Genomic DNA, 19,418 nt, shown 5'->3' with positions numbered 1-19,418 from the left:
GCCAGGCCACCCTGGCCTGGCTGGCCGGGGACCGGCCCCGGCGCCGGCGGCACCTGCACGCCGCCCGGGACGCCTGGACCACCGCCGGGGACACTGCGGGGGTGCAGCTCAGTGCCGTACATCTGCTGATCGCCGACCTCGACGAGGGACTGTTCGCCGCGCACGCGGCGGCCCTCGGCGACGGCGGCCGCCCGCCCGAGCACGGCCCGGTCGCCGGTGTGCTGGGCTGGGCCGCCTCGATCGGCAGCCGGGCCTGGTGCACCGGCCTGGGCCGGCTGCTGCAGCGGGCCGCCGAGCACTGGCAGGCCCACGGGGACCCGGCCCGGGCCCGGCTGGGCTATCTGGCCGCGCTGCCGCTGCTCGCCGCCGACCCGGCACTGCCGGCCCGTCCGGTGATCACCGCGCTGGCCGGCCTGGAGTCCCGCACCGGCCTCGCCGACCGGGCGCTGGCCCGGCTCGAACGGCTGCGGCACTGCACCCACGGGGTGGCCGGGCCGCCGGAGGTCGCGCTCGCCCACTGCCTCGACGCGGTCGTCGCGATGGTCGCCGCGCACCGCAGCCGGATCGGCACGGCCGCCGCCGAGGACGCCGCCCGGGGCCTGCTCCGCCTGCGCGGCTGGATCGAGGAAACCCTGCCCACTCTCGCTGACGCCCGGCCGGCGATCGACACCCTCGCCGTGATCGACGCGCTGGTGCCGCTGGCCCGGTGCGGCCACGCCCACCGGCGCGGGCTGCCGGAGCAGGCCGAGCAATGGTTCAGGGTGGCGCTGGAGGCGGCCGAGCGCAGCGGCGCGCCGGCCGACCTGCGGCCGCTGGTGCTGATCACCGGTGAGCGGCACGCCGAGGCGCGGACCGCGCTGACCGAGTTGGACCGCGATCGGGCACTTCCCGACCTGCTGCTCGCGCCGCTCGCGCTGCGCGCCGGGGACTTCACGGCCGCGGCCCGCTCGTTCGCCCGCGCCGGCGGCGCGCAGCGCAACTGGCGTTCCCAGCTCACCGCAGCGCAACTCGCTCTTGAGCACGACGACGCGGCGGCAGCTTTGACGTACGCCCGTGAAGGCGCCCGCATGCTGGAGGAGTTCACCGCGAGCCTGCCCCGGGACCGGACCCGGCTGGCCGCAAGCGACCAGGACGGGGTGTCCGCTCTGTATCTGGCGGCAGCGCGGGCCCTGGTTGTGCAGGCGCGTGCCGAACACTACCGGCCGGACGCCGCCGACCTGCGCCGGCAGTCGTTCGCGGCGGCCGACCGGCGGCACGCCCTGACCCTGCGCCCGGACCGCCCGGACGGCACCGAACCGTGGCAGGAGTGGCACCGGCGCACCGCCGACTGGGCCACGCACGCGTCCCGGCTGGCCGCCGCGATCGACACGCCCCGCTCCGGCGACACCACCCCACTGGTCGAGGCGGTGGCCGGCGCCGACGCGGCGCTGTCGCGCGCCGAGTCCGAACTGGAACGCGTCCAGCGCGGCGCTCTGCTGCGGCGGGCCGCTCCACCGGCGCCGCTGGACGTACGCCTGCTGCAGAGCCGCCTCGCCGCGGACACCGTGGTGCTGGCGTACCTGACCGCCGGGACCGAGCTGATGGTCTGGGCGGTGACCCCCGACGACGTGCGGGTGCACCACCGCCGTATCGCCGGCCGGCCGCTGGCCGCGCTGGTCCGGCGCTTCCACACCCGCTGCGCCGCCGGGCACGGCCAGGGGCCGGAGGCCACCGAACTGGCGGCCGTGCTCCTCGCCGACATGGCGCCGGTGATCCGCCACCACCGGCGCGTGGTGGTCGTGCCGTGCGGTCCGCTGCGCCTGCTGCCCTTCCACGCCCTGCCGTTCGGGGCCCGGCCGCTCGGGCTGGAGCGGGTAGTGTCCTACCTGCCGAGCGCCGCGCTGCTCACCGCCGAGAAGACCGTCCTGGACGAACCGGTCCGGCCGGTGCGCCCACTGGTGGTGGACGGGCCGCCGGTCGCGACGTCGATCCTCGGCCGCGCCCCCGCCGTCGACCGGCTGTCCGGGCATGACGTGCTGGTCTTCGGCACGGCGCCGCTGCGCGACCGGGATCTGCGGGCCGACGCGGAACTGGCCGTGCTCTGCGCCGGCGACCTCGGGCGGACCACGGTCACCCTGGGCGACGACGTGGCCGGGCTGACCCGGGACCTGCTGCACGCCGGGGTGCGGCGGGTGGTGCTGCCGCTCTGGCCGGTCGACGACGAGGCGGCGACCGTGGTGATCGGCCGGTTCCTGCGCGGGCTGACCGAGGGGGTGGCGCCCGCTTACGCCCTGGCCGGGGCGCAACGTTTCGCCGCCCAGGCCAGCCCGGGCCGGCTCCGCTCGGAAGCCACCGCGCTGGGCTTCGCGCCGGCCGGCAACGAGCCGCTCGACGGCAGCGCCGAACGGCTCTGGGCGCCTTTCGTCCTGCTCGGACCGTGACTCAGCGGCTCAGAACCCGCTGCGCGTCGGCGACCACCGGGGCCGAGGCCACCGGCTCCCAGGCAGCGAAGATGCGCTCGAAATGGTCGCGGTGGGCCGCCAGCAGGGCGGGGTTCTGCTCGATCACGTCGAGCTCGTTGACGATGCTGAGATCGACGAACGGGGTCAGCTGCTCGTCGGTCAGCTCACGGGTCTCGCCGGTGAAGCGGTCGGTGACCTGCCGCGTCTCGGCCAGCCGGGCCCAGCTGCTGTGCCGGTCGCAGGCGCCGTAGAGATAGACCAGCTCCTCGGCCCCGGCGCCGACCAGGTCGCGCAGGGTGTCCCGGTCCTGCCAGAAGAGGAGCGCGAGGTCGAACCCGTCGGTGCTGTAGGCGGCGTGGGTGAGCCCGGCGGACCGCACGTCGTCGCCGTGCCCCAGCTTGGCGAGCCGCTCCTCGACCCGGCACAGGTGGGCATAGAGGGTCCCACCCGGATGCCGGACGGTGTCGGCTCCACATTGCTGCAACCAGTCCCGCACGTCAGCACTCATGCCCAGCAACCTATGACCGGCGCCCGCCGGCGCGCCGCCCCGGAGCGTGCGCTCTTCGTCACAGCAAGTACCCGTCGCCGCACCCTGCCAGACTGCGGGCGATGGAAACACTCGCCGCCGTGCCGGACAGGTACCGGGTGTGAGGACAGTGCAGCCCGACCGAGAGGGGCGCTTCCGGGCGCTCTACGCCGACACCCACGCCGACGTGCTGCGCTTCGCCCGGCGCCGGGTGCATCCCAGCCACGCCGAGGACGTGGTCGCCGACGCCTTCCTGGTGGCCTGGCGCCGCCTGGAGGAGGCGCCGCCGAGCAGCGGCGACGCGCGGGCCTGGCTGTTCGGCATCGCCCGCAACTGCCTGCTCAACACCGCCCGTGGCCTGGGCCGGCAGGACGCTCTGGCGGTCCGGATCGCCGAGATCACCCGGCCCGCCGAGGCCGGCGCGCCCGAGGACGACGCCGCGGTCCAGCGGCTCGACCTGGCCGCCGCCTGGCGACAGCTGAACGCCGGCGAGCAGGAGACGCTGGCGCTGACCGTCTTCGAGGGCCTCACCTCACCACAGGCCGCCCGGGTGCTGGGCATCACCGCCGCGTCGTACCGGCTGCGGCTGCTGCGTGCCCGCCGCGCCCTGCGCCGCCACCTGGAGCGCGCCGAACCGGGCCCGGAGGGCTCGCTGGCCGCCCTCGGCCTCGACACCATGGAGAACCGGTCGTGAACCTCGATGAATCGTTGCGCGCCCTGGACGCCGCCGGCCCGCTGACCACGGCGGACCGCGAACGCGCGGCAGCCGACCTGGAACGGATCGTGGCCACCGGCTACGACGCGCCCACCCCGGCCCGGCGGTCCCGGCGCCGCCTGGTGATCGCCGCCGCGGCCACCACTGCCGCCGCGGTGCTGGGCGCGGCCCTCGTGCTGCCCGGCAACCTCGGGGGCGGCCGGGCGTATGCGTCCTGGACCCCGGTGCCGACTCCCCTGTCCAGCGCCGAGATCGACCTGATCGGCGCGGAGTGCCGGGACGAGATGGACGTCGCCTTCCACAACCTGGATCAGGCCGAGCTGGTCCTCGCCGAACGGCGCGGTGAGTACGCCGCGCTGCTGTACCGCGTCGACAACCCCAGTACCGGGGGCGCGTGCCTGGCCCACAACGTGCCCGGCAGCGACGACGTGGACGACGTCGTATGGGGCGTGAGCGGCAGCTCGGGGCCGGCGCGGAAGGCACCGGCCGGTCACTACCTGGCCGGTGGGCTCGCCGACTTCGGCGACGCCTCGATCATCGAGGGCGCCGCCGGCCCCGACGTGACCGCCGTGACCGTCCACATCCGTGACCTCTCGGTGCAGGCGTCCCTGAAGGGTGGCCGCTACGTGGCGTGGTGGCCGGGAACCGCCATCGAGTGGACCGGCCGGTCGACCACCCGGGACCTGTGGACCGTTGACCTCACCCTGCGCGACGGCACGGTGATCAAGGACGCCAAGTCCTGGCGGGGCTGACGCGGGCGCGGGTTTGGCCGGGGATCGATCCGGAAACGCTACGCTCCCGATCGATCCCCGCGGGAAGGACCCGGCCGTGATGGCACTGCTGCTCGACCTCGCCAACATCCTCGGCGGCCTGGTGCTCGCCGTCGCGCTGCTGCGCCGGCTGCCCTCGGTGGGCGACAACGTGGGCCGGTTCGCCGACCGGATCTCCCGCTGGGCCTGGCTGATCGGCGTGGTCGCCCTGGTCGCCGGCGGCTACTACCTGATCGTGCACCTGACGTCCGGGCCGCGCCTGTTCCACTTCGAGGTGGTCGGCATCGGCGTCGGCCTGGCGCTGCTGTGGGACCGGCTGACCGGCCGCAAGCCGCTCGACGGCGCGGCCGGGCGGGCCGAGCCGTCCGGGCGGGCGCTGCTGCTGGCGATCTTCGGCCTGATCGCCGTCGTGGTGGGCATCCAGGGCCTCTTCACGCCCAATTGACAGGCCCACCATGGGAGCGCTCCAATTTCCATGGAATTGCATAAGATCATCGATCCGACAGCGCGGAATGCGTAGATAACAGCGTTATCAGAACCGGTGTCCGGATGCCCGTCTCACAAGTCTCCGCACCCATTGATGACCGCATCGCCCGCGCTCAAAAATCCCTTGGCGAGCCCATTACTCCGACAAGGGAGAAACGTTGTCCCGGACGACCCCCCAACGCCGAATCCGTCGCGGCCCGGCCGTGGTCGGTGCACTGGCAGCGGTCGCGCTGAGCGCGGCCGGCATCACCCTCATCCCGTCCGCGAACGCGGCGACCACCGCCTTCCCGAAGGGCCCGGCGCCGAGCATCAGCACCATCGAAGCGGTTCGAGGACCGTTCGCCACCGCGCAGACCAGCGTCTCGCGAACCGCTGCCTCCGGTTTCGGCGGCGGCGACATCTACTACCCCACCGACACCAGCAGCGGCACCTTCGGCGCGGTGGTCATCGCGCCCGGCTACACCGCGTCCAAGTCGAGCATGGCGTGGATCGCCCCGCGGATCGCGTCGCAGGGCTTCGTGGTCTTCAACATCGACACGCTGACCACCTCCGACCAGCCCGCCAGCCGCGGCCGGCAGCTGCTCGCCGCGGCCGACTACCTGACCGGCCGCAGCAGCGTGCGCACCCGGATCGACGCCACCCGGGTCGCCGTGATGGGCCACTCGATGGGCGGTGGCGGCACTCTGGAGGCCGCCGCGAGCCGGCCGTCGCTGCAGGCCGCCATCCCGCTCACCCCGTGGAACCTGACCAAGTCGTGGAGCCGCAACAGTGTGCCGACACTCATCGTCGGCGCGGAGAACGACTCCATCGCGTCGGTCCGCAGCCACGCCGAGCCGTTCTACAACAGCCTGCCGGCCGCGCCCGGCAAGGCGTACGTGGAGCTGAACAACGCCAGCCACTTCGCCCCGAACACCTCGAACACCACGATCGCGAAGATGAGCATCGCCTGGCTCAAGCTCTTCGTCGACAACGACACTCGCTACCAGCAGTTCGTCTGCCCCGGCCCGAGCGCCGGCCTGACCGTGCAGGAGTACCGCGAGACCTGCGCGAACTTCGCCGTCTGAGGTGACTGCCGGAATGGCCGCGGCGCGGTCATTCCGGCAGCAGCGCGCGCAGGGCGGGCTCGGCCAGCTCGAACTCGACGCCCGACACACCGAGCAGATCGCTGTACATCACCGATCCGAGCAAGCGGACATAGAGGTACGCTCGCCGGCGCAGGTCCTCCTCGTCCCCGGTGAGGCCCGCCTCCCGGAAGATCTTCAGCTGCGCCTCGACGCCCCGCTGCTGCAGATCGGTGGCCGGAGTCACCAGCACCCGCGCCGCGGTCTGCGGTTCGGCGGCGACGAACTGCCGCAGCTGCTGCGCCGTGGACATCAGCTCCTCGAACACCCGGGAGACCTGGATCACTCGGTCCGCGCCGGCGCCACGGGCCTCCGCGCGGGCCTCGTCGAGGAGGAGTCGCGCGAGCGCCCAGAGGACCTCGCCGAGCAACGCGTCCCGGCTGCCGACCGCCCGGTAAAGCGTGGCACGGCTGATGGACAATTCCGCGGCCAGCGCCTCCATATCCACATTGGAGTGCTGCAGGTAATGCATCACGGCGCCGCGCAACAGCGCCTCCGGTGCGATGACACGCCGGCTCTCAGGCAATGCACACCCCCACTCGCCCGGCTGCGCGGAAATGCAATACCCGGCGGCCTGCTCCCCATTCCTGCCCTTTTCTGGTACGGCCCGGAGCCACCATCGGATCAACCCGGCCCTTGACATCGATGCAGTGTGATGTTTGCGTAAACATTCCGTCGACGAAAGGCCGTCCATGATCGTCCGACTCGGTGTGACGGCGCTGCTCCTGGCGTCGCTCACGGCACCGCCGGCCACCGCCGCTCCCCCGGCCGACAGCACCGCCGCGGCCGGTGTCACCGTCACCATCGACCCGTCGTACCAGCAGCCCGAGTTCCAGGGCTGGGGCACCAGCCTGGTCTGGATGGCCGAGGCCACCGGCGGCTACCCGGACGAGATCCGCGAGCGCCTGGTCGACATGGTCTTCGGCCCGGACGGGCTGAACCTCAACATCGCCCGCTTCAACATCGGCGGCGGCAACGCGCCCACGGTCCGCCCCTACCTGCGCCCGGGCGGCGCCGTGCCCGGGTTCTGGAAGGCGCCGCAGGCCTACGGGCCGCAGGACAAAGAGTGGTGGAACCCGGACGATCCGGCGCACTGGGACTTCGACGCCGACCCCGCCCAGCGCTGGTGGGTGGACCGGGTCAAGGACCGGGTCACCCGCTGGGAGGCGTTCAGCAACTCCCCGCCGTGGTTCCAGACGGTCAGCGGCTACGTGAGCGGCGGCTTCGACCCGAACACCGACCAGATCCGGGCCGACCGGGCGGACCAGTTCGCCGAGTACCTGGTCCGGGTCACCGAGCACCTGGAGGACGCGCACGGCATCGCGTTCGACACGATCGACCCGCTGAACGAGCCGAACACCAACTACTGGCGGACCACGCTGGGCGCGGACGGGCAGCCCACCGGCGGCCGGCAGGAGGGCGCGCACGCCGGGCCGGCGCTGCAGGCCCAGGTGGTGACCGCGCTGAAGAACCGCCTCGCCACCGCCTCCACCGAGGCTCTCGTCGCCGCGCCGGACGAGACCAACCCGGGCACGTTCGTCACCGACTGGTACGGATACCCGAAACCCGCCCAGGACGCGGTGTCCCAGCTCAACGTGCACACCTACGGCACCGGGCAGCGCACCGCGGCCCGGGACGTGGCCAAGGCCGAGCAGCGCCCGCTCTGGATGAGCGAGGTGGAGGGCAGCTGGGGCAACGACTACACGAGCATGAACTCGGGGCTCGGCATGGCGCAGCGGATCATCGACGACCTGCGCGAGCTGGAGCCGTCGGCGTGGGTGCTGTGGCAGCCGATCGAGGACGCCGACAACATGGTCGCCGAGGGCAACCTGCAGTGGGGCTCGATCCACGTGCCGTTCGACTGCACAGCCACCGACACCCTGCGGAGCTGCCCGATCCGGACCAACACCAAGTTCGACACGATCCGGAACTTCACCCACTACATCCGGCCCGGCGACCGGATGGTGAAGGTCAGCGACACCGCCACGGCAACCGCGGTCCGCGCGGACGGCAGGGGCGCGACCGCGGTGCACGCCAACCAGACCGCGCAGGAGCGGGCCGTCACGCTCGACCTGTCGAAGTTCGGCCGGATCGCCCGCAACGCCCGGGTCACCCCGGTGGTGACCAGCACCGAGGGCAAGCTGGTCAAGGGCACCCCGGTCGCGGTGTCCGGCCAGAAAGCCACGCTGACCGTGCCGGCGCACTCCGTCACCACCTTCCTGATCGACGGGGTGTCAGGCACCGCCGTCGGCCACATCCGGGCGGGTCACACGTACCGGATCGAAGGGGTGCAGAGCGGCCGCTCGCTCACGCCGGACGGCGGCGGCGCCGCCATCCGGACCAGCGATCCGGCCGCAGCCGGGCAACTATGGATGTTCCGGGCGCTGGGCGACGGGCTGAGCAACCGCGAACGGTACGTGATCAGCAACGCCGGCACCGGCCAGCGCCTGGCCGTGCGGGCCGGGGCGGTGGTCGTCGAGGACGGCGGCGGCGCGGCGGACGACGGCGCCCAGTGGATGCTGTCCACCACCGGCGACGGCACCTACACGCTGATCAACGTGGCCGCGCGGCGACTGGCCGACGTGCCCGGGCAGGCCACCGCCGACGGCACCCGGGTGGGGCTCTACCAGCCGACGTCCGGGTCCAACCAGCGCTGGGCGGTCCGCGACGAGACCGTTCTGCGCACCGGGGCGCTGTCCGCGTACACGGTGCCCGGTCTCGTACCCGAGCTGCCGGAAAGCGTGACCGCGATCCTGGCCGGCGGCGGCCGTGCGACCTTGCCGGTCACCTGGCGGATGCCGCCGCAACGGCGGTGGGCGAGACCGGGAACCGTGACCGTGCGGGGCACCGCGACCGACGTGCTCGGCCGGCGCGTCGCGGCCCGGGTGGCGGTGGTGGTGGACACCTTCCGGGCGACCGTGCCGGCCCGGGCCAGGACCTATGCCGGCGGCGAGCCGGTGCTGCCGGCGACGGTGACCGGGCTGGGCCGGCACGGCCGCCGTGCCGACCTGCCGGTGACCTGGAACCCGGCGCCGGCCGGCGCGTTCGACCGGGTCGGCGTGGTGACGCTGACCGGCACGGCGACCGTGGTGGACGGCACGAGGCTCCCGGCGGCCGTCCGGGTGCGGGTGACCGAGCCGGTCGAGGGCCGCGCCGCGATCTCGTCGGTCACCGCCACCTTCACCGAGAGCGGCTACTCACCGGCCGGCCTGGCCAACGGCGACACCACCGACAAGGCCTGGTCGAACTGGAAGCCGAGCGCCCGCAACCCGTCCGACACGATCACCGTGCGCCTGGCCGGGGTGCGCGACGTGACCCGGGTGGTGACCCACTTCTACCGGGACAACGCGGCCGGTGGCGGGCTCGCGGAGAGCCTGCGGGTGGGTGTGCCCGGTCCGGACGGGACCTGCACCGGCGGCGCCGACGTCCCGGTCGGCACCGCCGGCCCGCTCGCCGTCTCCGCACCGCTCGCCGCCCGCACCGACACCGTCTGCGTGGCGCTGACCGCGGTGCCGAACGGCTACCTGACCGTCGCCGAGATCGAGGTCCTGGCCAAGACCTAGAAACGGTAGTGCAGGATGATCGTCCCCTTCCGGGACAGGCGGGTGCTCAGCGCCTGCACCTGGTAGGACGCCCGCAGCACTCCCGGGAACTCGGCGACCTCGGGTTCCCGGGACAGCAGGATCTCCTTGACCAGCCGCAGCCGCGGGTTCCAGCGTTGACCGACCGCGAGTAACTGTTGAAGGCGATCCCCGCAGCGCGACGTTGTTGATGAAGTCGGTGCCGGTCCGGTGCTTGACTGGTTACTATACCGACTGGTCGGTACAGTAACGGCATGACAACAACGCTGCCCCAGACCGGCCGCCGCTGGGCGGCGCTCGGCGTGCTCGCCGCGGCCGTGCTGCTGCTGTCGATCGACGGGACGGTCCTGGCGCTCGCGGTGCCGTCGCTGACCGAGAGCCTGTCGCCGACCGCCGAGCAGATCATCTGGATCGGCGACATCTACTCGCTCGCCCTGGCCGGCCTGCTCGCCCTGATGGGCAACCTCGCCGACCGGTTCGGCCGCAAGCGGATCCTGCTGGCCGGCTCGATGCTGTTCGGCCTGGTGTCCCTGCTCGCCGCCTTCGCCACCAGCGCTGAGCAGCTGATCCTGGCCCGGCTGCTGCTCGGCGTCGCCGGCGCCACGCTGATGCCGTCGACGCTCTCGCTGATTCGCAACCTCTTCCCGGACGACGCGGAGCGCACCCGCGCGATCGCCGTCTGGTCGGCCGCGTTCGGCGCCGGCTCGGCGGCCGGGCCGATGGTCGGCGGCTTCCTGCTGGAGCACTTCTGGTGGGGCTCGGTCTTCCTGATCAACGTGCCGGTGATGGTGGTCGTGGTGATCTCCGGCCTCTGGCTGCTGCCGGAGTCGCGTGACCCGCAGCCGGGCCCGTTCGACTTCGCCTCGGCCGCGCTCTCCATGCTCGCCGTGGCCCCGATCGTCTACTCGATCACCCACCTGGCGGCCGGCGAGTTCAGCCCGGTGATCGTGGTCGGCCTGGTCGCCGGCGTGCTCTTCGTCCGCCGCCAGCGCCGTCTGGCCAACCCGATGATCGACGTCGACCTGTTCCGCAGCCCGGCCTTCTCCGGCGCGGTCGCGGCCAACGTCATCTCGATCTTCGCGCTGGTCGGCCTGCTCTTCTTCTTCTCGCAGTACCTGCAGTTCGCCCGCGGCTTCTCGCCGTTGCAGGCGGGCCTGGCCGAGCTGCCCGCGACACTCGCGTCGATCGTGGTGATCGGCCTGGTCGGGGTGGCGATGACCCGGCTCGGCCGGGGCCGCGCGATCGCGGTGTCGCTCGCGGTGGCAGCCGCGGGCCTGGCTCTGGTGGCGCCTGCGGCGAGCCAGTCCTCGTACGTGTGGCTCGCGCTCTGCCTCGTGCCGGTCGGACTCGGGGTGGGCCTGGCGATGACGCTGGCCGGCGACGCGATCGTGTCCGCCGCCCCGCCCCGCAAGGCCGGCTCGGTGTCGGCGGTCACCGAGACCGCCAACGAGCTCGGCGTGGTGCTCGGCATCGCGGTGCTGGGCTCGATGATCACCGCGCTCTACCGGTCGAATCTGGAGCTGCCCGCGTCCGCGCCGGCCGCGGCGTCCGACTCGCTCGGCGCGGCGCTGCAGGTCCTCGATCCGGCTCTGGCGCAGGTCGCCAAGGACGCGTTCGTCTCGGCCATGCAGAGCACCTCGCTGGTGGCGGCCGGGTTCACGATGCTGGCGGCCGTGGTCGCGTGGCGACTCATCCCGTCTCGATAGCCTGCGCGGATGGGACGAACAGCCGGCCGCTCACCCGAGGACACCCGGCGCGCGCTTCTGGACGCCGCGGGCGAGGCGATCCGTACGCGAGGGGTCAACGCCACGCTCGACGAGATCGCCCGGCACGCCGGGGTCTCCAAGGGTGGCCTGATCTACCACTTCGCCAGCAAGGACGAGCTGATCCTGGAACTCGCCCGGGATCTGCTCGCCTCCTTCCGCGCCCAGGTGGAGGGCCGGCTGGACCCGGCGGACACCGAGCCCGGGCGGTACACCCGGGCGTACGTGCGGGCGCTGCTCGCCCCGGCCGCCGACGAGGTCGCAGTCCGCAAGGCGATGGCCCTGATCACCCAGCTGACAACCGTTCCGGCGGTGGCCGAGCTGGTCGACGCGGACACCCGGCAGCTCAACGCCGAGTTGCACGCCGACGGCCTGCCACCGGACGTGCTGACCCTGGTGATCGCCGCCGCCGACGGGGTGAGCAGCGCCCCGCTGTGGGGCGAGACCGTGGACCGTCCGGCGATCCGGCAGCTGGAGCGGCGCCTCATCCAGCTGACCCGGCAGCCCGCATGGTGGCAACAGCTGCCCTGGGAGGAATGACCCTTCGGGGCCTGGGTACTGCGAGGGCATGGCGCTGCCGATCGAGGACTACGCGATCATCGCCGACACCCAGACATCCGCGCTGGTCGGCCGCAACGGGTCGATCGACTGGCTCTGCGTGCCCCGGTTCGACTCCGGGGCGATCTTCGCGGCGCTGCTCGGCGACGAGGAGAACGGGCACTGGACCCTCACCCCGGCCGGCGAGCACACCGCCCGCCGCTGCTACCGCGACGAGACGCTGGTGCTGGAGACCGAGTTCGAGACCGCGGGCGGCGTGGTCCGGCTGATCGACTTCATGCCGCCGCGGACCGAGGCGCCGACGGTGGTCCGGATCGTCGAGGGCGTCCGCGGCGAGGTCGAGATGAGCATGGTCCTGCGACTGCGCTTCGACTACGGGCACGTGGTGCCCTGGGTCTACCGCGAGCAGGGCGACCTGGTCGCGGTCGCCGGCCCGGACGCGGCCTGGCTGCGCACCCCGCTCGAGACGCGCGGCGAGAATCTGGCCACCCGGGCGGATTTCACCGTACGGGCGGGCGACCGCGTCCCGTTCACGCTGACCTGGCGGCCCTCGCACCTGCCACCGCCCGAGGTGACCGACCCGGTGCACCAGCTCGGCGTCACCGAAGGGTACTGGCGCGGCTGGGTGTCCGCCTGCACCTACGAGGGCGAGTGGCGCGATGCCGTCGTACGCTCGCTGTTGACCTTGAAGGCCCTGACCTATGCCCCGACCGGCGGCATCGTGGCGGCCGCGACCACCAGCCTGCCGGAAAAGCTCGGCGGCGTGCGCAACTGGGACTACCGGTTCTGCTGGCTGCGCGACGCCACCATCACGTTGCAGTCGCTGCTCTACTCGGGGTTCCAGAGCGAGGCGACCGCCTGGCGCAAGTGGCTGCTGCGGGCGATCGCCGGCAACCCCGCCGAACTGCAGATCATGTACGGCGTGGCCGGCGAGCGCCGCCTCGACGAGTACGTGGCCGACTGGCTGACCGGCTACGACGGCAACCCGGTGCGGATCGGCAACGCCGCCGCCGAGCAGTTCCAGCTCGACGTCTACGGCGAGGTGATGGACGCGCTGCACCAGGGCCGGCGCGCCGGGCTGAAGGCCGACGACCCGGCCTGGGGCCTGCAGGTCAAGCTGATGCAGTTCGTCGAGGACCACTGGATGGACCCGGACGAGGGGATCTGGGAGGTGCGCGGCGGCCCGCAGCAGTTCGTGCACTCCAAGCTGATGGCGTGGGTGGCCGCCGACCGGGCGGTCAAGGCGGTGCAGGAGTTCGATCTGGACGGCCCGCTGGAGCGGTGGAGCCGGCTGCGCGACGACATCCGCACCGACATCCTGGAGAAGGGCTACGACCCGGCCCGCAAGACGTTCACCCAGTTCTACGGCTCCGAGGAGCTCGACGCCGCGCTGCTGATGGTGCCGCTGGTCGGCTTCCTGCCGGCCGACGACGAGCGGGTGGCCGGCACCGTCGCCGCGATCGAGGAACACCTGCTGGTGGACGGCTTCGTCCAGCGCTACACCCAGCACCCGGGCACCGACGTGGACGGTCTGCCGCCCGGCGAGGGAGCGTTTCTGGCCTGCACGTTCTGGCTGGCCGACAACTACGCGCTGATGGGCCGGCACGACGAGGCCCGGGAGACGTTCGCCCGGCTGCTCGCGCTGCGCAACGACGTGGGCCTGCTCTCCGAGGAGTACGACACCGAGGCCGGGCGGCTGGTCGGCAACTTCCCGCAGGCGTTCAGCCACGTGCCGCTGATCGACACCGCCCGGACCCTGACCGCGGCCCTCGGGCCTACCGAGGCGCGGGTGCGGGAGGGGCTGCGGTGATGCCGCGGATCAGCGGCAGGCAGGCGAGCATCGCTCCCCCGGCGGCGAGCAGCCCGGTCCGGTAACCGTCGGCTCCGGCGCCGGCCGCCGCCGCGAGCGGGCCGAGGACGGCCAGGCCGGCGGCCGTGCCGAGTTCCTGCGCGGAGTTCAGCAGGCCGGAGGCCACCCCCTGCCGGTCGTCGGCCACCCCGGTGGTGCCGGCCACGAACGTGGGCGCGTAGGACAGGCCGCTGCCCACGGCGAGCAGCAGCAGCGGCGCGAGCGCGTCCCGCAGGTAGCTGCCGTCGGCGGGCATCCGCGCGAGCAGCAGCATCCCGGCCGCGAGCAGCAGGAAGCCGGCGGTCAGCAGCGGGCGGACGCCGTAGCGGCCGACCAGAGCGCCGGCACGCGGCGAGACCAGCAGGACGACCAGGGTGACCGGCGCGAAGGCCAGTCCGACCTGGACCGCCGGATAGCCCAGCACCTCCTGCAGGTACATGGTGGTGAAGAAGAGCGTGGCGGCCAGCGCCCCGGCGTTGACCGCGAGCAGGAGGTTGGCGCGCGCCACCGCGGCGGTCCGCAGCAGCCGGCGGTCGAGGATCGGGTCCGGGTGCCGCCGCTCGCCGAGGACGAACGCGGCCAGCAGCAGGACCGACGCCACCGCGAGCGCCGCCTGGGCGAAGCCGGCCAGCGCCAGGATCGCCGCGGCCAGGCCGGTGGCGAGCAGAACGGCGCCGCGCAGGTCCAGCGGCGCCCGGCGCGGCGCCCGGCTCTCGGTGAGGAAGCGGCACCCGGCGGCGATCGCCAGCACACCGACCGGCACGTTGATCAGGAAGATCCACCGCCAGCCGAGGGTGCTGGTGATCACCCCGCCGAGCAGCTGGCCGCCGATCGCGCCGGCCGACCCGACGGCGGCCCAGTAACCGAGCGCCCGGTTGCGGGCGGCGCCCTCGGCGAACGTGGTGGTGAGCAGCGCCAGCGCGGTCGGGGCCACCATGGCCGCGCCGGCGCCCTGCACCGCGCGCGCGGCGAGCAGCTGCCACTCCGACTGAGCGCAGCCGGTGGCGAGCGAGGCGAGGGTGAACAGCGCCAGGCCGGCGAGGAAGAGGCGGCGCCGGCCCAGCAGGTCGCCGGCCCGGCCGAAGACGACCAGCAGGCTGCCGAAGGTCAGCGTGTAGGCGATCGCGGTGAGAACCAGTCGCTCGTCGGGGATGCCCAGGTCGGCACGGATCGCGGGGATCGCCACGTTCACCACGACCACGTCGATGATCAGCATCGCCTGTGCGGCGCAGAGCAGGAGCAGCACGGCCCGGGACACCGGGCGGACTCGTACCTCAGTCATGCCGTGGACGTTACTTTATGAATGTTCATAAAGTAAAGGCGGTCTCTAGGATGGCGGCATGACGGGACGCCCACGTACGGTCAGCGACGACGCGGTCTTCCGGGCCGTGGCCGACACGGTCACCGAGGCCGGGCCGGCCGGCGTGACCCTGGCCGCGGTGGCCCGCCGGGCCGGGCTGACCGCGCCGGCCCTCACCCAGCGCTTCGGCTCCAAGCGGGGGCTGCTGATGGCCTTCGCCACCCGCGAGGCCGGCTCGGTCGCGGACCCCTTCGACGCCGTCCGGGCCACCGGCGCCGGGCCGCTCGAGACGCTGCGTGACGGGCTGATCGCCTTCACCGCGCCGATCGCCACCCGCGAGGGCATGGCCAACAACCTCGCGTTCCTCCAGCTCGACCTGACCGATGAGGAGCTGCACACCCACTCGGCCGCCCAGAGCCGGGCGCTGCGCGCCCAACTGTCCGCCCTCCTGACGGAGGCGGTGACGGCCGGCCAGCTCAAGAACGACGATCCGGCCGAGCTGGCCGACACGATCTACGCGGTGTACGCGGGAGCCCAGCTCACCTGGGCCATCGACGGCAGCGGTGAGCTGGGCCCGTGGCTCGCCGAGCGCATCGACCGGGTCCTGGCCCCGTACCGGTGACCCCGGTTCCATTGCGCAGGACCCGTCCCGCCGCAGGACAGGCCGCCACGGGCGCGCCCGTAGGCTTCCAGCGATCATGACCGAAGGCGGCGCCGACCCTTCCCGGCGGCGACCGGCCTAGGGAGAGGCGATACCCGAATGGACCTGCTCGAAGCAGCTCAGATCCTGGCCGCCGGCGTCGCCGCCGGCGCGATCAACACCCTGGTGGGCTCCGGCACCCTGATCACCTTCCCGGTGCTGCTGGCGTTCGGCTACCCGCCGGTGGTGGCGAACGCCTCGAACACCGTCGGCCTGGTGCCGGGATCGGTGGCCGGGGCCTGGGCGTACCGGGCCGAGCTCGCCACCCAGCGGCACCTGCTGGTGCGGCTGGGCACCACCGCCCTGCTCGGCGGGATCACCGGCGCCATGCTGCTGCTCGTGCTCCCGGACGAGGCGTTCCGCGCGGTCGTACCGGTGCTGATCTGCCTGGCCCTGATCCTGGTCGTGCTGCAGCCCTGGCTCTCCCGCAAGGTCCGGGAACGCCGCGAGGCGTCGACCGGGGCCGCCCGCTCCGGCCCGCTGCTCACCGCCGGCACCTCCCGGACCGGCCTGCTGCTCACCACCGGGATCTTCGGCACCAGCGTCTACGGCGGCTACTTCGGTGCGGCGCAGGGCGTCCTGCTGCTGGGTATCCTCGGCCTGCTCGTGCCGGCCACCCTGCAGCAGCTCAACGGCGTCAAGAACGTCTTCGCCGGGCTGGTCAACGCGGTGGCCGCGGTGATCTTCATCGTGGCCGGCACGGTCTCCTGGCCGCCGGTGGCGCTGATCGCCGCCGGCTCGATCGCCGGCAGCCTGGTCGCCGGCCGCTACGGCCGCCGGCTGCCCGACCCGGCCCTGCGCGCGGTGATCGTGATCGTCGGCCTCACCGCGGTGGTCCGCATGCTGGCCGCCTGAGTCAGTAGCGGAACGCCCCGACCAGGCCGCTCAGGTCGGCGGCGAGCTGGGACAGGTTCGCCGCCGCCTGCTGGGTGCTGCGGGCGCCGTCCGCGGTGGAGGCCGCCACCTGCGCCACGCCGGTGATCGTCCGGGCCACGTCACCGCTGTTGCCGGCCGCCTCGGTGACCGTCCGGCTCATCTCGGCGGTGGTCGCGGTCTGCTCCTCGACCGCGGAGGCGATCGTCGTGGTGTAGTCGCCGATCTGGTTGATCACGTGGGCGATCTCCCCGATCGCGGCCGCCGCCGAGTCGCTGGAGCTCTGGATCGCCGAGATCCGGGCGGTGATCTGCTCGGTGGCCTGTGCGGTCTGCTGGGCCAGATCCTTGACCTCGCCGGCCACCACCGCGAAGCCCTTGCCCATGTCACCGGCCCGGGCCGCCTCGATGGTGGCGTTCAGGGCGAGCAGGTTGGTCTGCTCGGCGATCGTGGTGATCAGCCGGACCACCTCGCCGATCTCGTTGCTGGCCGCCCCGAGTTCGGCGACCTGCCCGTTGGTGCGCTCGGCGATGGTGACCGCCTGCGCCGCGACCTGGGCGGCCTGGGTGGCGTTCGTGGAGATCTCCGCGATCGAGGCGCTCATCTGCTCGGCGCCCGCGGCGATCGCCTGGACCCCGGCGTTGACCTCCTCGCTCGCGGTGCTCGCCGAACCGGCCTTCTCGGACGCCTCGGTCGCGCCGGACCGCAGGCGGTGGCTCACGTCGGTGAGTTCCTGTGCCGCGCTGGTCAGGGTGCCGGTGGAGCCGGCGATCCCGCGGATGGTGACCGCCACCTTCTCGACGAACCGGTTGAACGCCTCGGCGAGCTGCCCGGCCTCGTCGTCGCGGTCCGCGGTGACCCGCTGGGTCAGGTCGCCGTCGCCGTCGGCGATCTCGGCCATCCGGTCGCGCAGCCGCTCGATCGGGCGCACGATCGTGCGGGCCAGGAAGAACGCGACGATCCCGGCGATCAGCACCGCCACCAGGGTGAGCACGATGCTCACCCAGCGGGTGGTGTGCGCCGCCTCCAGCACCGCGCCGGTCGGCACCGAGACCACCAGCGACCAGGTGTCGCTCTCCCCGATGGCCAGCGGGGCGGCGATCCGTACCGTCTCCTCGCCGTCGACCTCGGTGACCTCGCGGCTGCTCGTCTGGGACTTCGCGGCCCGCGCCGCCAGGCCGGCGGCGCCGGCCGGCGCGGCCTGACCGGCCTGGGCGGCGTCGCCGCCACCGACCAGCATCCCGCCGGTGCTGAGCAGCATCGCCGAACCGGTGCCGAACGGCCGCACCTCACCGACCAGGTCCTGCAGCGTGGCCAGCGACATGTCGATGCCGGCCACCCCGGCGACCCGGCCGTCGATCTCGATCGGCACCGAGATCGACGTGATCAGGGTCTCCGTGCCGCCGACGTCGTACAGGTACGGCTCGATCACCTTCTCCTTGCCGCTGTCCCGCGGCACCAGGTAGTAGTCGCCGGCGCCGGCCTCGGTGTAGTCGACCAGCGGCGACGAGCTGATCTGCGTGCCGTCGCGGAACCAGTACGGCACGAACCGGCCGGTGGCGTCGTGCCGGGCGTCGGCCGAGCGGTACCGCCGGTCCCGGTTGTCGAACGCGTTCGGCTCCCAGCCCGTCCACACCCCGAGCAGGTTCTCGTGCGCGGCCAGCACCGCCCGCATCTCGGCGTTGGCGGCTTCCCGGCCGGTGCCGGTCTGCGCGTTCGCCGCCAGCACCCGGGCCATGTCGCGGGCCGTGCCCAGACCGGCGAGGAGCACCTCCTCGATCTCGGTGGCGTGGTGCTCGGCCGTCTCCTCGGCGTAGGAGAAGCCGGTCTCCCGCGCGTCGGCCGCGTTGCGGCTGGTGATGTAGGCGACGACGGCCGCCATCGCGACGACCAGCATCACCACCATCGAGGCGATGACACGTACCTTGATCGTGATCCGGGAACGGCGCACAACACCCTGTTCGGCACATCACCGTTCCGGCTGAGCGGCTGCCGCTCGACCGCACCGGCTCTCAGCCGTGCGTAAATCGGGGCATGCCCCCGGACATTACGTGACGTGAGACCGAAACCGACGCCCCAGGATCAGCAGGAACGGCTGGTCGCGCTCTGGACCGGGCACGCGCCGCGCGTGCTGGCCTACGCGCTGCGCCACGTCGACCCGGACACCGCTCAGGACGTCGTCTCCGAGACGTTCCTGGTGGCCTGGCGGCGGCTGGCGAGCGTCCCGGACGACCCGCTGCCCTGGCTGCTGGTGGTGGCCCGCAACACCATCGCCAACCAGCGCCGGTCCGGGCGGCGGCAGGAACGGCTGGCCGCGGAGATGGAACGGCTGCGGGAGGTCGCCGGGCCGGCGGCCGCCGCCGACGTGCTCGCCACCGAGCGGGCGGCGGTGCTCGACCGGCTGGCCGCGATGACGCCCCGCGAACGGGAGGCCCTGCTGCTGATCGCCTGGGACGGGCTGGAGCCGGCCCAGGCGGCGCGGGTGGCCGGTTGCTCGCTGCCGGCGTTCCACCTGCGCCTGTACCGGGCCCGGCAGCGGCTGCGGGCCGGCGCCACGGTCGTCACCCCACGTACCGGCGAACCACTGACCTCCCCGGGGAGCGGAGCATGAAGACCGACGATCCGATCGACGTCCTGCGCAGGATCAAGCCCGTCGCCGCGGTGGACCCGGCGGCCCTCGACCGGCTGCTGGCACAGGGACCGCCCGAGCCGGCCCGGGCGCCGCGCCGGCGGCG

Annotated in this window: 16 protein-coding genes; 12 read left to right on the top strand and 4 right to left on the bottom strand. The window is 73.2% G+C overall.

All coding sequences use genetic code 11. The features are described from left to right. A partial coding sequence (locus AB0F81_RS42880) for a CHAT domain-containing protein (RefSeq protein WP_360208281.1) occupies nt 1-2,420 on the top strand: 2,420 nt, incomplete at its 5' end. A 1-nt stretch (nt 2,421) separates the two neighbouring features. Here the strand turns inward: AB0F81_RS42880 and AB0F81_RS42875 are convergent. After that, nucleotides 2,422-2,949 carry a DUF6817 domain-containing protein gene (locus AB0F81_RS42875; protein ID WP_360208279.1) on the bottom strand — a complete coding sequence of 176 codons (528 nt, stop codon included), beginning with the start codon at nt 2,947-2,949 and terminating at the stop codon, nt 2,422-2,424. 139 nt (nt 2,950-3,088) lie between these two features. On the opposite strand from AB0F81_RS42875, the gene AB0F81_RS42870 reads away from it, so the two are divergent. From AB0F81_RS42870 to AB0F81_RS42855, 4 genes are all read left to right on the top strand, one after another. Continuing rightward, a complete protein-coding gene (locus AB0F81_RS42870; RefSeq protein ID WP_360208277.1) occupies nt 3,089-3,661 on the top strand; it encodes a sigma-70 family RNA polymerase sigma factor in 573 nt (190 codons plus the stop codon). Next, entirely contained in the window at nt 3,658-4,434 is a 777-nt protein-coding gene (locus AB0F81_RS42865) for a hypothetical protein (protein WP_360208275.1), read from the top strand. Before AB0F81_RS42870 ends, AB0F81_RS42865 begins: the two co-directional genes overlap by 4 nt. Nucleotides 4,435-4,513: 79 nt before the next feature. Next, nucleotides 4,514-4,897, top strand: coding sequence for a hypothetical protein (locus tag AB0F81_RS42860; protein WP_360208284.1), 384 nt, complete (start codon nt 4,514-4,516; stop codon nt 4,895-4,897). A 199-nt stretch (nt 4,898-5,096) separates the two neighbouring features. Next, nucleotides 5,097-6,002, top strand: coding sequence for a dienelactone hydrolase family protein (locus tag AB0F81_RS42855; RefSeq protein WP_360208272.1), 906 nt, complete (start codon nt 5,097-5,099; stop codon nt 6,000-6,002). Between the two features lie 28 nt (nt 6,003-6,030). On the opposite strand, the gene AB0F81_RS42850 is transcribed toward AB0F81_RS42855, so the two are convergent. After that, nucleotides 6,031-6,702 carry a QsdR family transcriptional regulator gene (locus tag AB0F81_RS42850; protein WP_360208270.1) on the bottom strand — a complete coding sequence of 224 codons (672 nt, stop codon included), beginning with the start codon at nt 6,700-6,702 and terminating at the stop codon, nt 6,031-6,033. Nucleotides 6,703-6,751: 49 nt separating this feature from the next. On the opposite strand from AB0F81_RS42850, the gene AB0F81_RS42845 reads away from it, so the two are divergent. The 4 genes from AB0F81_RS42845 (at nt 6,752) to AB0F81_RS42830 (ending at nt 13,771) form a co-directional block, all read left to right on the top strand. Next, the gene (locus AB0F81_RS42845; protein ID WP_360208268.1) at nt 6,752-9,622 is read left to right on the top strand and encodes a glycoside hydrolase; all 2,871 of its coding nucleotides are present in this window, start codon (nt 6,752-6,754) and stop codon (nt 9,620-9,622) included. Between the two features lie 272 nt (nt 9,623-9,894). Next, complete coding sequence (locus AB0F81_RS42840; RefSeq protein ID WP_360208265.1) at nt 9,895-11,346, top strand: MFS transporter; 1,452 nt, start codon at nt 9,895-9,897, stop codon at nt 11,344-11,346. A gap of 9 nt (nt 11,347-11,355) precedes the next feature. After that, a complete protein-coding gene (locus tag AB0F81_RS42835) occupies nt 11,356-11,943 on the top strand; it encodes a TetR/AcrR family transcriptional regulator (RefSeq protein ID WP_360208262.1) in 588 nt (195 codons plus the stop codon). Between the two features lie 28 nt (nt 11,944-11,971). Further along, nucleotides 11,972-13,771, top strand: coding sequence for a glycoside hydrolase family 15 protein (locus AB0F81_RS42830; protein ID WP_360208260.1), 1,800 nt, complete (start codon nt 11,972-11,974; stop codon nt 13,769-13,771). Here the strand turns inward: AB0F81_RS42830 and AB0F81_RS42825 are convergent. Beyond that, nucleotides 13,737-15,092, bottom strand: coding sequence for an MFS transporter (locus AB0F81_RS42825; RefSeq protein WP_360208257.1), 1,356 nt, complete (start codon nt 15,090-15,092; stop codon nt 13,737-13,739). The two genes, AB0F81_RS42830 and AB0F81_RS42825, sit on opposite strands and share 35 nt — an antisense overlap. A 58-nt stretch (nt 15,093-15,150) precedes the next feature. Between AB0F81_RS42825 and AB0F81_RS42820 the strand changes: the two genes are divergently transcribed. Both AB0F81_RS42820 and AB0F81_RS42815 read left to right on the top strand, forming a co-directional pair. After that, nucleotides 15,151-15,732, top strand: coding sequence for a TetR/AcrR family transcriptional regulator (locus AB0F81_RS42820; protein ID WP_360208254.1), 582 nt, complete (start codon nt 15,151-15,153; stop codon nt 15,730-15,732). 138 nt (nt 15,733-15,870) lie between these two features. Further along, nucleotides 15,871-16,665 (top strand): sulfite exporter TauE/SafE family protein, encoded by a 795-nt coding sequence (locus AB0F81_RS42815; RefSeq protein WP_360208251.1) that lies wholly within the window; start codon nt 15,871-15,873, stop codon nt 16,663-16,665. A 1-nt stretch (nt 16,666) separates the two neighbouring features. Here AB0F81_RS42815 and AB0F81_RS42810 read toward each other — a convergent pair whose 3' ends face one another. Beyond that, nucleotides 16,667-18,634: a methyl-accepting chemotaxis protein gene (locus AB0F81_RS42810; protein ID WP_360208249.1), complete on the bottom strand. Its 1,968-nt coding sequence runs from the start codon at nt 18,632-18,634 to the stop codon at nt 16,667-16,669. A 105-nt stretch (nt 18,635-18,739) separates the two neighbouring features. Here AB0F81_RS42810 and AB0F81_RS42805 point away from each other — a divergent pair, with 105 nt between their 5' ends. Further along, a complete protein-coding gene (locus AB0F81_RS42805) occupies nt 18,740-19,294 on the top strand; it encodes an RNA polymerase sigma factor (protein WP_360208246.1) in 555 nt (184 codons plus the stop codon). Nucleotides 19,295-19,418: the final 124 nt, after the last annotated feature.

This window comes from Actinoplanes sp. NPDC024001 (assembly GCF_040638955.1).
Taxonomy (GTDB): domain Bacteria; phylum Actinomycetota; class Actinomycetes; order Mycobacteriales; family Micromonosporaceae; genus Actinoplanes.
The sequence above is the reverse complement of the archived record's forward strand: the minus strand, read 5'-3'. Positions and strand labels throughout refer to the sequence as shown.

Bases quoted from the DNA above. Each gene is read 5' to 3' on its own strand.
- AB0F81_RS42875 (WP_360208279.1), bottom strand. From the start codon at position 2,949: ATGAGTGCTGACGTGCGGGACTGGTTGCAGCAATGTGGAGCCGACACC.
- AB0F81_RS42860 (WP_360208284.1), top strand. From the start codon at position 4,514: ATGGCACTGCTGCTCGACCTCGCCAACATCCTCGGCGGCCTGGTGCTC.
- AB0F81_RS42850 (WP_360208270.1), bottom strand. From the start codon at position 6,702: ATGTCAAGGGCCGGGTTGATCCGATGGTGGCTCCGGGCCGTACCAGAA.
- AB0F81_RS42845 (WP_360208268.1), top strand. From the start codon at position 6,752: ATGATCGTCCGACTCGGTGTGACGGCGCTGCTCCTGGCGTCGCTCACG.
- AB0F81_RS42840 (WP_360208265.1), top strand. From the start codon at position 9,895: ATGACAACAACGCTGCCCCAGACCGGCCGCCGCTGGGCGGCGCTCGGC.
- AB0F81_RS42835 (WP_360208262.1), top strand. From the start codon at position 11,356: ATGGGACGAACAGCCGGCCGCTCACCCGAGGACACCCGGCGCGCGCTT.
- AB0F81_RS42830 (WP_360208260.1), top strand. From the start codon at position 11,972: ATGGCGCTGCCGATCGAGGACTACGCGATCATCGCCGACACCCAGACA.
- AB0F81_RS42825 (WP_360208257.1), bottom strand. From the start codon at position 15,092: ATGACTGAGGTACGAGTCCGCCCGGTGTCCCGGGCCGTGCTGCTCCTG.
- AB0F81_RS42820 (WP_360208254.1), top strand. From the start codon at position 15,151: ATGACGGGACGCCCACGTACGGTCAGCGACGACGCGGTCTTCCGGGCC.
- AB0F81_RS42815 (WP_360208251.1), top strand. From the start codon at position 15,871: ATGGACCTGCTCGAAGCAGCTCAGATCCTGGCCGCCGGCGTCGCCGCC.